Origin of the sequence: Xanthomonas sp. WHRI 6106 (genome assembly GCF_040202405.1) — a bacterium.
GTDB classification, from domain to species: domain Bacteria; phylum Pseudomonadota; class Gammaproteobacteria; order Xanthomonadales; family Xanthomonadaceae; genus Xanthomonas; species Xanthomonas cannabis.
Map to the genome: position 1 here is coordinate 187,653 of NZ_JBEGFC010000011.1, position 14,781 is coordinate 202,433.

Annotated in this window: 11 protein-coding genes; 6 read left to right on the plus strand and 5 right to left on the minus strand. The window is 67.1% G+C overall.

The features are described from left to right. Window positions 1–207 precede the first annotated feature (207 nt). From ABQZ09_RS16190 to ABQZ09_RS16215, 6 genes are read left to right on the plus strand one after another with little or no spacing between them, the layout of a single operon-like run. Entirely contained in the window at window positions 208–1,392 is a 1,185-nt protein-coding gene (locus tag ABQZ09_RS16190) for a glycosyltransferase family protein (protein WP_228888381.1), read from the plus strand. 37 nt (window positions 1,393–1,429) lie between these two features. Next, window positions 1,430–2,203, plus strand: coding sequence for a glucose-1-phosphate cytidylyltransferase (gene rfbF / locus ABQZ09_RS16195; protein WP_039411362.1), 774 nt, complete (start codon window positions 1,430–1,432; stop codon window positions 2,201–2,203). A gap of 2 nt (window positions 2,204–2,205) precedes the next feature. Continuing rightward, the gene (locus tag ABQZ09_RS16200; protein WP_349777364.1) at window positions 2,206–3,255 is read left to right on the plus strand and encodes an NAD-dependent epimerase/dehydratase family protein; all 1,050 of its coding nucleotides are present in this window, start codon (window positions 2,206–2,208) and stop codon (window positions 3,253–3,255) included. Then, window positions 3,252–3,833 carry a dTDP-4-dehydrorhamnose 3,5-epimerase gene (gene rfbC / locus ABQZ09_RS16205; RefSeq protein ID WP_039411356.1) on the plus strand — a complete coding sequence of 194 codons (582 nt, stop codon included), beginning with the start codon at window positions 3,252–3,254 and terminating at the stop codon, window positions 3,831–3,833. Before ABQZ09_RS16200 ends, rfbC begins: the two co-directional genes overlap by 4 nt. Next, window positions 3,830–5,131, plus strand: coding sequence for an NAD(P)H-dependent oxidoreductase (locus tag ABQZ09_RS16210; RefSeq protein ID WP_349777365.1), 1,302 nt, complete (start codon window positions 3,830–3,832; stop codon window positions 5,129–5,131). The genes rfbC and ABQZ09_RS16210 overlap by 4 nt, the downstream gene beginning before the upstream one ends. Window positions 5,132–5,169: 38 nt before the next feature. Further along, complete coding sequence (locus tag ABQZ09_RS16215; RefSeq protein ID WP_349777366.1) at window positions 5,170–6,204, plus strand: acyltransferase family protein; 1,035 nt, start codon at window positions 5,170–5,172, stop codon at window positions 6,202–6,204. Between the two features lie 315 nt (window positions 6,205–6,519). On the opposite strand, the gene cobA is transcribed toward ABQZ09_RS16215, so the two are convergent. From cobA to ABQZ09_RS16240, 5 genes are all read right to left on the minus strand, one after another. Continuing rightward, window positions 6,520–7,266, minus strand: a complete 747-nt coding sequence (gene cobA, locus ABQZ09_RS16220) for a uroporphyrinogen-III C-methyltransferase (protein ID WP_184555393.1) — start codon at window positions 7,264–7,266, stop codon at window positions 6,520–6,522. 65 nt (window positions 7,267–7,331) lie between these two features. Beyond that, entirely contained in the window at window positions 7,332–10,067 is a 2,736-nt protein-coding gene (locus ABQZ09_RS16225) for a nitrate reductase (protein ID WP_503019248.1), read from the minus strand. A gap of 59 nt (window positions 10,068–10,126) precedes the next feature. Continuing rightward, window positions 10,127–10,492: a nitrite reductase small subunit NirD gene (nirD, locus tag ABQZ09_RS16230; protein WP_349777368.1), complete on the minus strand. Its 366-nt coding sequence runs from the start codon at window positions 10,490–10,492 to the stop codon at window positions 10,127–10,129. After that, window positions 10,489–12,906: a nitrite reductase large subunit NirB gene (gene nirB / locus ABQZ09_RS16235; protein WP_349777378.1), complete on the minus strand. Its 2,418-nt coding sequence runs from the start codon at window positions 12,904–12,906 to the stop codon at window positions 10,489–10,491. Before nirB ends, nirD begins: the two co-directional genes overlap by 4 nt. A gap of 58 nt (window positions 12,907–12,964) precedes the next feature. Continuing rightward, a complete protein-coding gene (locus tag ABQZ09_RS16240) occupies window positions 12,965–14,134 on the minus strand; it encodes a nitrate/nitrite transporter (RefSeq protein ID WP_349777379.1) in 1,170 nt (389 codons plus the stop codon). Window positions 14,135–14,781: the final 647 nt, after the last annotated feature.

Here is a 14,781-nt window from a genome sequence, read left to right on the forward strand (position 1 = left end):
TGTAGCGACCCGGCGCACTACGCGGGTTGTTGTGACCGTTCTCACCGGCCTCTCACGATCAGCCCCTACTATCGATGTGCGTTTCGCCACAATTTACCGCGGTTTTTGAGTGGCCTCCCCCGCCGCATCCGACACATGCACGTCCACCCCACCCGAGCGCGACCGTCGGTCGCACGGTTCGGATGTGCATGGGTCAAAGGAGTTTCAATGGACGCACTGCGTTCGGTCTTGCTGGCCTCCAACTATCAGGCCTGGCCAGAAGCATTCAATGGACAGGCGTATGCATTGCTCAACGTCGTCCGCAGCCTGGAGCATGCACAGCTGCTGTGTCCGCCGGCAGCGGACTATACAAGCGGACGCGGCGTCACTCCGAGCGTGTCGTACCTGGTCAACGAGCTTGCGTATCGCAGTGTGTCCGCGCTGCGGCGTTTGAGCGGCCGCCCTGCCCTGTCCAATGCGCAACCGCAGCAGCTCGACCGTGACTACGACCTGTTCTTCTATGTGTGTCAGTTTCCCAAGGAGTTGAGCACGCTCGCGCGCATCGATGGCTGGCATCAACGCTGCCAGCTGCGTGCGGTGTACCTGCTGGAGACCTGGCCGGAACTGCTGCACGCGCAGAAAGCCGAGCTGCAGGTGCTGGATCAGTTCGATCACGTGTTCGTGCTCAATGCCAGTTGCGTGGATGCACTGCAGCAGTACACCCGCACGCCGGTGTCGTTTCTTGCCAGCGCCTGCGACACCGTGCTGGCCACCCCCGTGCCACGGCCGCCGCAGCGCTGCATCGATGTGCTGAGCATCGGGCGGCGCATGCCCCAGGTGCATGCGCAACTGCTCGACCATGCGCGGGCACACCCGGAGTTCTTCTACCTGCATGATGCACTGCGCGGCGGCGCGGTGCCGGACTGGTCTGCGCATCGCTTGCAGTCCGCGGCGATGATCAAGCGCGCCAAGTTCTTCATGGCACACGACTTCACCGTGGATACGGCAGGAGCCTTCAAGGGCGTGCAAAAGCAGGCGTTGGCCACGCGGTATTTCGAAGGCGCGGCCGGCGGCGCCGTGATCGTCGGCTCGGCGCAACGCTGCCCGGAGTTCGGCCAGTTCTTCGATTGGGAGGACGCGGTGATCGAGCTGCCGCCGGCACTGGACGACATTGGCGCCTTCCTGCAGGAGCTGGAACAGCAGACCGACCGCCTTGCACGGGCGCGCGTCCACAACACGGTGCAGTCACTGCGCCGGCACGATTGGGCACACCGCTGGGCGCAGGTGCTCGACACCCTGCAGTTGCCGCGCCCACCGTTGCTGGCCGAGCGCATCGCCCTGCTCGACAGTCTGGCCGCCATGGCCGAGCACGCCGCCTCCCCGCCGACGCTGGCGATGAGCATGACCGCGTGACCACAGCGCCGCATGTGTTCAGATCGAGGGATCAGCAATGAAAGCAGTCATTCTGGCGGGCGGGCTGGGCACGCGCCTTTCCGAGGAAACCGCCATCCGCCCCAAGCCCATGGTGGAGATCGGCGGCAAGCCGATCCTCTGGCACATCATGAAGATCTACGCCCATCACGGCATCCAGGATTTCATCGTCTGTCTGGGTTATCGCGGCGAGGTGGTCAAGGATTTCTTCATGAACTACCACATGCGCGAATCGGACGTGACCTGCGACCTCGGCAGCAATACCACCACCTTGCACAACACCCGCGCCGAGCCGTGGCGGGTGACGCTGGTGGACACCGGCGCGCAGACCATGACCGGCGGGCGCCTGCGTCGGGTGCGTGAGCATCTGCGCGGCGAATCGGCGTTCTGCATGACCTATGGCGACGGCGTGGCCGACATCGACATCGGTGCGGCCATCGCGCTGCATCACCGCGAAGGACGGCTGGCCACGGTCACCGCCGTGCAGCCACCGGGGCGCTTCGGCGCCCTGCGCGTGGACGGTGGGCAGGTGACCGGTTTCCGCGAGAAGCCGGTCGACGGCGATGGACTGATCAACGGGGGCTTCTTCGTGCTCGACCCGCAAGTGATCGACGTGATCGAGGACGACAGCACGGTCTGGGAAAACAGCCCGCTGGAAGCGCTGGTCGACCGCAACCAGTTGAGCGTCTATCGCCACGACGGGTTCTGGCAGCCCATGGACACCTTGCGCGACCGCAACCATCTGGAAACCCTCTGGTCCACCAATCGCGCGCCCTGGCGCGTGTGGGAGTAAGCATGCGCATTCTGATCACCGGCAACATGGGCTATATCGGCCCGGTCGTGGCCGCGCACCTACGTCAGCGCTATCCGCAGGCCTGGCTGGTCGGCATCGACCGCGGCTGGTTTGCGCACTGCCTGTCCGACCCGCGGCGCCTGCCGGAAGTGGTGCTGGACCAGCAGTGGTTCGGCGACGTACGCGATCTCGATGTGCAGCAGCTGCGCGGGTTCGACGCGGTAGTGCATCTGGCGGCGATCTCCAACGATGCGATGGGCAAGCGCTTCGAGCAGGTCACCGATGCGATCAACTGCCGTGCCAGCGTCGCCGTGGCCGAGGCCGCCGCGCAGGCGGGCGTGGGTCACTTCGTGTTCGCGTCCAGCTGTAGCGTGTATGGCGCAGCAGCCGATGGCACGCCGCGGTCGGAGCGCAGCGATGTCGCGCCGCTGACCGCCTACGCGCACTCCAAGATCGACACCGAACGTGCGCTCGCGCGCCTGGACACCCGCATGGTGATCACCTGCCTGCGCTTTGCCACCGCATGCGGCGCGTCGCCACGGCTGCGGCTGGACCTGGTGCTCAACGATTTCGTCGCCGGTGCGGTGGCCAACGGCAGCGTCGAGGTACTGTCGGACGGCTCGCCGTGGCGGCCATTGATCCACGTACGCGACATGGCACGTGCCATCGACTGGGCATCGCGTCGCGCACCGGACAACGGCGGGCAGTTCCTGTTCGTCAATGCGGGCGCGCAGCGGTGGAACGTGCAGATCCGCGATCTCGCCCAGGCCGTGGGTGTGGCATTCCCCAGCGCAAGCGTGTCGATCTGCGCCGATGCACCGGCAGACAACCGGTCGTACCGGGTGGATTTCTCCCTGTTCGAACGGTTGGCGCCTGCGCATCAGCCGCAGGAGACACTGCGCTCCACCATCACCGAACTGCGCGACGACCTGCAGCGTGCCGGCTTTGATGATCGCGACTTCCGCCGCAACTCGGATTTCATTCGCCTGCGGATCCTGCAGCAGTTGGTCGACGCGGGCACGCTGGCCCCGGACCTGAGGGCGGCGGCATGATCTTCCACCCCACGCCGCTGGCAGGTGCGTTCGTGATTGCGCCGGAACCGCGCGGCGATGCGCGCGGCTGGTTTGCACGGGTGTTCTGCAGCGACGAAATGGCGCAGGCCGGTCTGGCCTCTGCGTTCGTCCAGGTCAACAACTCGTTCAATGCCGAAGCCGGCACCTTGCGCGGCATGCACTACCAGTTGCCGCCTGCGGCCGAGGTCAAGATCGTGCGCTGCATCAGCGGAGCGCTGTGGGATGCCATCGTCGACCTGCGCCCGGATTCGCCCACCTATCTGCAGTGGTACGGCACCGAGCTCAGTGCCGACAACCGTCTGGCGCTGTATGTGCCGCGCGGCTTCGCGCACGGCTTCATCACCCTGCAGCCGCAGACCGAAGCGCTGTACTTCGCCAGTGCCATGTATGCCCCACAGGCCGAGCGCGGGCTGCGCTGGGACGATGCGCGCATCGGCGTGCGCTGGCCGCGCGTACCGCAGTGCGTCTCCGACAAGGACACCGGCTGGCCGGACTTCGATGCGCAGGCCCACGGCATTCCCCTGCTGGCCGGGCTCACCGCGCAGGAGCGCGCATGAACGTCGATCGCTTGTTGCAGGCGCGTGCCGCCGCCGGGCGCCCGTTGCAAGTGGGGTTGTACGGCGCCGGTTTCATGGCGCGCGGGCTGGTCAACCAGGTCGCCCAGGCAGTGCCGGGCATGCGCGTGGCGGTGATCTGCAACCGCAGCGTGGACAAGGCGCTGGAGGCCTATCGGCAAGCCGGCCAACAGGCGCAGCGGGTCGATGGCGCCAGCGCCTTGCAGCGCCAGATCGCTGCCGGCATCCCGGCCGTCACCGACGACCCGGCGCTGGTCTACGAATGCGCCGACCTGGATTGCCTGATCGATGCCACCGGCGCCATCGACTACGGCGCCCGCATCAGCCTGGGGGCGATCGCCAACGGCCGCCATATGGTCACGATGAATGCCGAGCTCGATGGCACCGTCGGCCCGCTGCTCAAACGCAAGGCCGACGCGGCCGGGGTGATCTTCAGTGCCTGCGATGGCGATCAGCCGGGCGTACAGATGAACCTTTACCGCTTCGTGCGCTCGATCGGCCTGACCCCGCTGCTGTGCGGCAACATCAAGGGACTGCAGGACCCGTATCGCACCCCGGCCACGCAGGCTGCATTTGCGGCGCAGTGGGGGCAGGACCCGCACATGGTGACCAGTTTCGCCGACGGCACCAAGATCAGCTTCGAACAGGCCATCGTGGCCAATGGCACCGGCATGTCGATCCTGCAGCGTGGCATGACCGGCTACACGCACCGCGGGCATGTCGACGAGCTGACCAAGCGCTACGACATCGACGCGTTGCGCGCGGCGGGAGGCGCAGTGGATTACGTGGTCGGCGCCCTGCCCTCGCCGGGCGTGTTCGTGCTGGCCAGCCACGACGATGCCAGGCAGCGGCACTATCTCAATCTCTACAAGCTCGGCGAGGGCCCGCTGTACAGCTTCTACACGCCGTATCACCTGTGCCATTTCGAGGTGCCGTTGTCGGTTGCGCGCGTGGTGCTGATGGGCGATGCGGTGTTGCAGCCGCTGGGGGCGCCGCTGGTCGAGGTGGTCGCCACCGCCAAGCGCGACCTTGCCGCGGGCGAGATCATCGACGGGCTGGGCGGTTACATGAGCTACGGCCAATGCGAGCGTGCCGACCTCACCGCGGGGGCGCGGCTGCTGCCGATGGGCGTGGCCGAAGGCTGCGTGCTGCGCCATGCGGTGCGCAAGGACCAGGTGCTCAGCTACGACGATGTGCAGCTTCCCGGGCACCGTCTGATCGATCGTCTGCGCGCCGAACAGGCCGACATGTTCGGCAACGCTGCCGTGCCGGTTGCCTGACCGCAGGCGGGCCTCCCGCCCCTGCGCTGCCGCCCGCGATGGTGTCCATTCCCGCCCGCCCCACCATCCGCGTCCTGCAGGCCGGGCGCGCACTGGCCGCGCTGCTGGTGGTGCTCAGTCATAGCGTGCTGCCGACCACGCATCTGGTGGAGCCGTTGCCGGCTGCCGTGGCCGCCGTGCTGGCGCACGGCTATCTGGGCGTGGATTTCTTCTTCGTGCTGTCCGGCTTCATCCTCTATTACGTCAACCACGCCAGTCCCCAGACGCCGGGCTGGAGCCGCGACTACGCCAGCAGCCGCCTCACCCGGATCTATCTGCCGTACTGGCCGGTCGGCCTTGCGCTGGCGTTGGCCTACGCGCTGCGTCCGGCCTGGGACAGCGGCGAGATGGGCTGGTCGTGGCTGGCCACGCTCAGCCTGCTGCCGGTACACGGCCAATCCGCGTTGGGCGTTGCGTGGACGCTGAGTTACGAGCTGATGTTCTATGCGCTGGCGTGGCTGTTCTTTCGCAGCGGCTACCCGCTGCGCTGCGCGCTGGCATGGGCCGCGCTCGTCGCGGTCCATCATGTTGCCGGTGCGCCGTTCGAGCAGCCCGTCGATCTATCCTGGCGCGCGTTGCTGCTGCACCCGATCACGCTGGAGTTCGTGTTCGGTCTGTTGGCTGCACGGGCAACGCTCGGCACTGCACGCTGGCCGGCGTGGGCTGGCGGTGCGATCGCGGTGGTGGCGCTGTGGTGCTTCGTCGGCAGCGGGCTACAGCGCGCCCATTCGCCGCTGTTCGGCCTGGCAGTGGCCGGTGCCCTGGTGGTGCTGGTGCGTGCGGAATGGCGCGGCTGGCTGCGCGTGGGGCCAGCGCTGCTGTTGCTCGGCAATGCGTCCTACGCCATCTACCTGGTGCACATGCCGCTGATGTCGCTGGTGGCGCGTGCCACCCGGCGCCTCGGTGCGCTGGCGAGCTGGCCGGTGAATCTGCTGCTCAGCGTGGCCGCTGCGCTGTTGCTGGGCGTGGCCTATCACCTGCTTTACGAGCGGGTCGCGCTGCGCTGGGCAAAGCGCGTGCTGGCGCGCCGCTAGCGTGAGCCGAGGCTCGCAACCACCAATGCGGCGATGGCGTGCCGGGTCGTAGCCACGCACGGGCGCGGTGATCGACCGGCCCTCACCGCACCCGCTTTGGGGACGAGCGAAGACGCCGCGTCGCTGGCCGCTCTTCGAAGGCTCTGCGCACCGATCATGTGACTGGCCCTAGGCTGACCACCGTCGCGGGACCCTTGGCGGCATGGATAGCGCCATGGAGCTTACAGGGACGCACATGCAGCGCGTTGCGCGATGGTGGGCGAGCACGGGCCCTGCGACAACCTTGCAGTGTCGCGGGTACGATGCCCGCACCGCTCAGCCAACGGCCTGCTCCGGCATCGAAGCAAGGCGGTCGTCGCACGCGGCAGACGCCTCGGACAGCGCCTCTCCCACCAGCAGCAAGGTCGGCAGGCCCGGCAGCATGGCGGCGGCGGTGACGCCGAGCTCTCCCAGCGTGGTGAGCCGGCGTTGTTGTTCCGGCCGCGTTGCCGCCTGCACGATGGCGGCCGGCGTGCTGGCCGGCAGATGCGCCAGTAATGCCGTGGCCACGGCATCGGCCCGGCGCAAGCCCATGTAGATGCCCAGCGTGGTGCCGCTGGCAGCGAGCGCGCCCCAGTTCGGCTCGCCATGGTCGTGGGTGTGCGCCGTGACGAAGCTGATGCCGTGGCAGTGACTGCGATGGGTCAGCGAGACGTCCAGCGCCGCCGCTGCCGCAAACGCCGCGCTCACCCCGTTGATCACCTGCACGCCCACGCCGGCGCGGCGCAAGAAACCGATCTCTTCGCCGGCGCGGCCAAACAATAACGCGTCGCCGCCCTTGACCCGCACCACGCGCAATCCCTGCAACGCATACCGTCGCATCAGCCGGCAGATGAACTCCTGCGGCGTGGAGCGGCAACCGCCGCGCTTGCCCACGCGGATCACCCGCGCCTGCGGTGCCAGCTCCACGATGTCGGGGTTGGCCAGGTCGTCGAGCAGCAGCACCTGTGCCGAGGCCAGTGCCTTGACCGCCTTGATGGTCAGCAGGTCCAGATCGCCGGGTCCGGCGGACAACAACACCACATCACGCGCGCAGGAAGGAATGACGGACATAGGAGATCTCGCAGTGTGTGGAGGGTAGAGGTGCATCAGGCCAGCCGCGGTTGCCGGCACAGCCGGGCCAGTTGCGGAACACACGAGCCGCAGACGGTGCCGCAGCCGAGCCGTTGCTTGAGCTGCGCCACATCGGCGCCGTCGTCGATGGCGGCGTGGATTGCCGACGCCGCTACATTCATGCAGGTGCAGACGATCGGGTCGCTGGGCGCGACCGGTGTCTGCGCGAATACCGCCAGCCGCGCCGCGCGCCACGGCTTGCCGGCCAATGCGGTGGCCAGCAGTGCCTGGTTGGCGTCACTGGGCTGGGCTGCGGTGAGCAACAGGCCATCGATATGGCTGTGCCCGTCCTGGGTTCGCCAGCCAACCCGGCGCATCAGCCCACGGCGCAGATCGCGGTATTCCAGCAGGTCGGCGCCGGCCGGCAGTTGCAGCGCCGCCACCAGGCGCTCGATCCACGCCGTCTCGGGTGCGCGCTCGCAGGCAGCATGCAGGACCGCCCATTCGCCGCCACCCTCGCTCGGCGCTTCGGCATGCAGGCGCAGGCTGGCATAGCCGCACTCGCGCAGCAGCGGTTGCAGCGCCTGGTGCAGCGCCAACGCATCGCCACGGCGTGCGGCCAGCAGATGCCAGCCGAACACCGCCTTTTCCACCCGCACCGCCGCATGCTTGAGCTCGGGCTGCTGCGAGCGCGCATCCACCGCCGGCGTGCTGACCTCGTTGATGCCGCCGCTGGACAGCGCCTGCCCGCTCCAGTGCATTGCCGCAAACACCGTGCCGGAGCGCAATTCGTCGGACAGTTCCAGCGGCAGCACCAGCGCCCCGCGCTTGCTGGCCACCTGCACCAGCTCGCCCGCCACCAGCCCGCGCCGTGCGGCATCGTCCGGGTGCATGCGTAGCGTTGGCTCGGGGCTGTGTGCATAGGCAGCGGCCACGCGACCGGTGCGCGACATGCCATGCCATTGGTCGCGCAGGCGGCCGGTGAGCAGGCGCATCGGAAAGCGCGCCGAGGTGGCTTCGGCCACCTTGCGATACGGCGTTGCATGGAACTGCGCGCGGCCATTGGCAGTGGCGAACACGCCATCGGCATAGCGTCGTGCCTGCCCATGCGCAGCGCCGGCAGGAAAGGGCCATTGCTGCGGGCCGTTGTCCAGTTGCGGGTAATCCAGCCCGCCGATGTCCAGATCGCGTCCCACCGTCAACGCACGGTGCTCATCGAAGATCTGCGCAGTGCTGTCGAATGCGAACAGCCCCGCGCCGGTTGCCGGCGCCAGCCGGGCTTCCAGCCGTCGCGCAACTTCGTTGGCGATCCACCAGTCCGCACGCGCCTGGCCCGGCGGCTCCACGGCCTTGCGCACGCGGGTGATGCGGCGTTCGGAGTTGGTCACCGTGCCGTCCTTTTCGCCCCAGCTGGCCGCCGGCAGCAGGACGTCGGCATACGGCACGGTGTCGGTGCCGGAAAACGCGTCCTGTACGATCACCAGCTCGGCCTGTTCTAGCGCAGCGCGGATGCCAGCCACCTCCGGCATCGAATGCACGGGGTTGGTGCAGACGATCCACACCGCCTTCAGCGTGCCGGCACGCAGGCGCTCGAACAACTGCACCGCTGGTGCGCCGGGGGTCGGCGAGATGCGCCCGGCCGGCACGCCCCACAGGTGTTCCACCTCCGCGCGATGCTCGGCGTTGCCGATCTCGCGATGGGCGGCCAGCATCGTGGCCATGCCGCCCACTTCGCGCCCGCCCATCGCATTGGGCTGGCCGGTCAACGAGAACGGCCCGGCGCCGGGCTTGCCGATCTGTGCCGTGGCCAGATGCAGGTTGATCAACGCCAGATTCTTGTCGGTGCCGTGCGCCGACTGATTCAAGCCCATGCAATACAGCGACAACGCCGCCGGGCTGCGCCCGAACCACTCGGCCGCCTGCACCAGGTCCTCGTGCGAGATCCCGCAAATCTCGGCGCTCATGCGCGGGGTGTATTCGCGCAGCATTCGCTTGAGGGCATCGAACTGATCGGTATGCGCCGCAACGAAATGCGCATCCACCAGACCCTCCCAGATCAGGTGGTGCAGCATGCCGTTGAACAAGGCGACGTCGGTGCCGGGTTCGATGGCCAGGTGCAGGTCGGCCATGGCCGCGGTATCGGTGCGCCGCGGGTCGATCACGATCCAGCGGATGTCCGGGTTGCGTGCGCGCGCGTCTTCGAGCCGACGAAACAGCACCGGATGGGCGTACGCCATGTTACTGCCGGCAAACAGCACCGTCTGTGCCAGCTCCAGATCGTCGTAGCAGGTCGGCGGGCCATCGGCGCCGAGCGCAAGCTTGTAACCGGTGACCGCGCTGGACATGCACAGGCGCGAATTGGTGTCGATATTGTTGGTGCCGAGCAGGCCCTTGGCCAGCTTGTTGAAGACGTAGTAGTCCTCGGTGAGCAACTGCCCGGACAGATAGAACGCCACGGCATCGGGGCCATGCTCCTGCACGATCGCCGCCAGCTTGCTGCTGACATGCTGCAGCGCCTGATCCCAGCTCACCGCTGCACGCGGAGCCTGCCGATGACGGCGCAGCTCCGGCGCAACAACCCGCCCCTGCGTGCTCGCCACCGTCTGCGGTAGCGCCAGGCCCTTGCTGCACAGGCGCCCGCGGTTGGCTGGGTGCAGCGGGTCGCCTTCGATCCCGACGATGCGTTCGCCATCGGCGTCGTGCTCGCTGTGGATCAGCACACCGCAGCCCACCCCGCAGTAGCAACAGGTCGAGCGCGTGATGCGATGCATCGGCGCAGACCCTTGCGGCAGGGCTGCGGTGGCAAGCGACGGCGGCTGCAGGCCTTCGCTCATGCGGCCGGCTCGGCAACGGCGTCCGGCTGCGCCACCGCCTGCAGCACGATCCACACCGCGTCGGCCTCCACCTTGATCGGGTAGCGCGGCGCGCAGCCCACGTCCGGTGCGCAGGCCTGCCCGCTCTGCAGCGCGATCGCCCAGCCGTGCAGCGGGCAGGTCACGGTGTCGCCGGTCACGATGCCTTGCGACAGCGGCCCACCCTTGTGCGGGCAGCGGTCGCGCAACGCGAACACCTGGTCGCTGGCGGTGCGGAAGATGGCGATCGGCGCCAGGCCCTCGACCTCCAGCACGCGCGCGCCCAGCGTCGGCAAATCCTGCAAGGCGCACACGCGCACCCATGCGTCGTGCGGCATGTTCATTCCTCCACCGTGGCGGCCGGCGCGGCAATGCGCAGCGGTTGATATTCCTGCCGGCGCTCGCCGGCGATGCGTGCCTTCCACGGGTCGACCAGGCCTTCGAGCGAATACAGCAGCCGCTCGTACAACGCACGCCGGTTAGCGGCGTCATCCACCACCTGCGCGCGGATGTAATCCAGGCCGACGCGCGCGATGTAGTGCACGGTGCGGTCCAGGTAATAGGCCTGCTCGCGATACAGCTGCAGAAAGGCGCCGGTGTATTCGCGCACTTCCTCGGCAGTGCTCACCTTGACCAGGAAGCGCGCCACTTCGGTCTTGATGCCGCCGTTACCGCCAACATGCAGTTCCCAGCCCGAATCCACCGCGATGATGCCCACGTCCTTGATACCGGATTCGGCGCAGTTGCGCGGGCAACCGGACACCGCCAGCTTCACCTTGTGCGGGCTCCACATGTTGGCCAGCATGGTTTCCAGGTCGATGCCCATCTGCGTGCTGTTCTGCGTGCCGAAGCGGCAAAATTCGCTACCCACGCAGGTCTTCACCGTGCGGATCGACTTGCCGTAGGCGTGACCGGAAGGCATGCCCAGATCGCGCCACACATCCACCAGATCTTCCTTCTTGACGCCAAGCAGATCGATGCGCTGGCCACCGGTGACCTTGACCATCGGCACGGCGTATTTGTCGGCCACATCGGCAATGCGGCGCAGCTCGCCCGCATTGGTCACCCCGCCCTTCATCTGCGGAATGACCGAGAACGTGCCGTCCTTCTGGATGTTGGCGTGCGCACGCTCGTTGATGAAACGCGATTGCGGGTCGTCGATGGCTTCATGCGGCCAGGTCGAGAGCATGTAGTAGTTGATCGCCGGCCGGCAGGTGGCGCAGCCGTTGGGCGTGCGCCATTCCATGAAGGCGTAGGCCTGCGCATGGGTGAGCAGCTTGTGCTCGCGGATGGCGCGACGCACCTCGCCATGACTCAGGTCGGTACACGCGCACACGGCCTTGGTCTTCGGGGTTTCCTGGAAGTTGGAGCCCAGGCAATTCATCAGGATCTGCTCGACCAAGCCGGTGCACGAACCGCAGGAGCTGGCCGCCTTGGTGTGCTTCTTCACTTCATCGACGGTGAACAACCCCTGCTCGCTGATGGCTTTGACGATCGTGCCCTTGCACACGCCGTTGCAGCCGCAGACCTCGTCGCTGTCGGCCATCACGCTGGCGCGGTCCTGTCCGCCGGTGCCGGCGTCGCCCAACGCGCTCTCGCCGAAGATCAACTGGTCGCGCTGCGCCTGGATCGGCGTGCCGTCCTTGAGCAACTTGAAGTACCAGCCGCCATCGCTGGTGTCGCCGTACAGGCACGCACCCACCAATACGTCGTCACGGATCACCAGTTTCTTGTAGACGCCACCGGCCGGGTCGGACAGCACGATCTCTTCGCAGCCATCGCCGCCCATGAAATCACCGGCAGAAAACAGGTCGATCCCGGTGACCTTGAGCTTGGTCGAAGCGACCGACCCGCGATAGATGCCGATGCCGAACTGCGCCAGATGGTTCGCACACACCTTGGCCTGCTCGAACAACGGCGCCACCAGGCCGTAGGCAATGCCGCGATGGTTGGCGCACTCGCCCACCGCATACACCCGCGGGTCGAAGCTCTGCAGGCTGTCGTTGACCACGATGCCGCGCGAGCAGTGGATGCCGGCCTCTTCGGCCAGCCGCGTATTGGGGCGGATGCCGGCGGCCATCACCACCAGATCGGCCGGGATCTCGCTGCCATCGGCAAACCTGACCCCGATCACTTCGCCCTGCGCATTGCCCAGCAACGCGCTGGTGGCGGTGTTGAGGCGGAACTCCAGCCCGCGTGCACGCAGCGCCTGCTGCAACAGATTACCGGCCACCGGGTCGAGCTGGCGCTCCAGCAACCAGCCGGCCAGATGCACCACAGTGACGTCCATGCCGCGCAGCTTCAGGCCATTGGCCGCCTCAAGGCCCAGCAGCCCGCCGCCGATCACCACCGCGTGCTGCTTCGTGCGCGCGGTGTCGATCATGGTGCGGGTGTCCTGGATATCGCGATACCCGATGACGCCTTTCAAGTCATTACCCGGAACCGGCAGCACGAACGGGACCGAGCCGGTGGCGATCAATAACCGGTCGTATTCGGCCTCGGTGCCATCGGCGGCAATCACGCGGCGGCGCACCCGGTCGATGCGCGTGACTTCGGTGTTCAGATGCAGCTGGATGCCGTTGTCGCGGTACCACTGCAGCGGGTTCAACACGATATCGTCGAACTCCTGCTCGCCGGCCAGCACCGGTGAAAGCAGGATGCGGTTGTAGTTGGGATGCGGCTCGGCGCCGAACACGGTGATGTGGTACATGCCCGGCATCAGCTTGAGCAGTTCTTCCACCGTGCGGATGCCGGCCATGCCGTTGCCGATGACGACCAATCTGGGTTGCTTCATTGCCTGGATTCCTGTCGACATGTCAGACGCGTGCCGCGCCGGCGGTGGACCATTCGCTGCGCCACTGGGTCTTCACGCCAGCCAGCAAGCCCCAGCCGCCGAGTGCGAACGCGGCAAACAGCCACATGCCCAGGGCGTAGCTGCCGGTGTGCTGCTTGAGCACGCCCAACCCGGCGGCAAGTGCAAAGCCGCCGATGCCGCCGGCCATGCCGATCAACCCGGTCATCACTCCGATCTCCTGGCCGAACCGCTGCGGCACCAGCTGGAACACTGCGCCATTACCGGCGCCCAGGCACAGCAACGTCAGCACGAACAACGCCAGCGTGATGGTGGCGCCGCCTGCGCCAAACCCGGCAATGCCCACCAGCGTGGCCACCAGCAGATACACCGCCAGCAAGGCGCGGGTACCGCCGACGCGGTCGGCAATCACCCCGCCCAGCGGCCGCATCACCGACCCGGCCAGCACGCAGGCCGCGGTCGCCCAGCCGGCGGTACGCGCATCGAAGTCGAACTGGTCGTGGAAGTAGCCCGGCAGCGCGCTGGCAAAGCCGGAGAATCCGCCAAAGGTGATCGCGTAGAAAAACATGAAGCGCCACGCGTCGCGGTTGCCCACCAGCACGCGCCCATAGTCGGACCACTGCTTGCGTGCCACTGGCGTGGGCGCCTCCTTGGCGATGGAGGCAAACACGATTAGCGTCAGCACCAACGGGATGCACGCCAGCCCGAACACGTTCTGATAGCCGAACGCTGCCGCCAGCATCGGTGCGAACAATGCCGCCAGCACCGTGCCGGAATTGCCGGCACCGGCAATGCCCATCGCAGTACCCTGATGCTCGGGCGGATACCAGCGCGATGCCAACGGCAATGCCACCGCAAACGAAGCGCCGGCGATACCGAGCAACACGCCCAGCAGCAGCACCTGGCCCATGCTGTGCACGCCCAACTGCCAGGCACCGAACAAGGCCGCGATCACGGCAAGCTGCGCCATCACGCCGGCACGCTTTGCCCCGATGCGGTCGGCAAACATGCCCAGCACCAGGCGCAAGACCGCGCCGCACAGGATGGGCACCGCCACCATCAGGGCGCGCTGCTGCGTGTCCAGCCCCAGCGATTGCGCAATCGGCACCTGCAGTGGTCCCAGCAGATACCACACCATGAAGCTCAGGTCGAAATACAGGAAGGATGCGAACAAGGTGGGCGTGTGCCCGGATCGCCAGAACGAGCGCTGCATGGAGACCTCTTCGAGTGCGATGGCCAAAAAAAACGGCGCCCCTCCGGTAAACCGGAAGGACGCCGTTGTCCTGGATGCGTGCGGGTCGCCGTTGAACCGCTGCACCGTGTACATGTTGTTGCAGGCACGCCGTTGCGCCTGCACGTGAGTGCTACGCAATCACCGTGCCAACTTATTCACCGTGGCCTCACGGCATTACAAGTGATTGAAAAATATACGGTTGCGTGGGAGGCCCGTGGCTTTTCTAGGGGCACTGCAGTACCGCTGGCATCGTCCCATTCCCGGCTTTCGTGCAGTAATGCACCAAGACCGTGCGGTGGCCGTCGGGCACCGAGGTACTAGGTAGCGACGCCTACATCGCGTGCATCGCGCGTATTGCGATCGCTTGGCGATCCTCAAGTCTGGTCGAGGGCGCGGCCCTCACCGCTCGTGGGATTGAGCAATCGCGTAGCGACGCTCGCATCGTGCGTGTCGCGAGTGCTTGGCGAGCTTCACGTCTGGTCGAGGGCGCGGCGCCCTCACCGCTCGCGAGACACGCCGCAAGTACGTCCCTGTAGGCTCGGTGGCGGCATCCATGCCGCCACACGGTCCCGCAATCGGCGAGGACA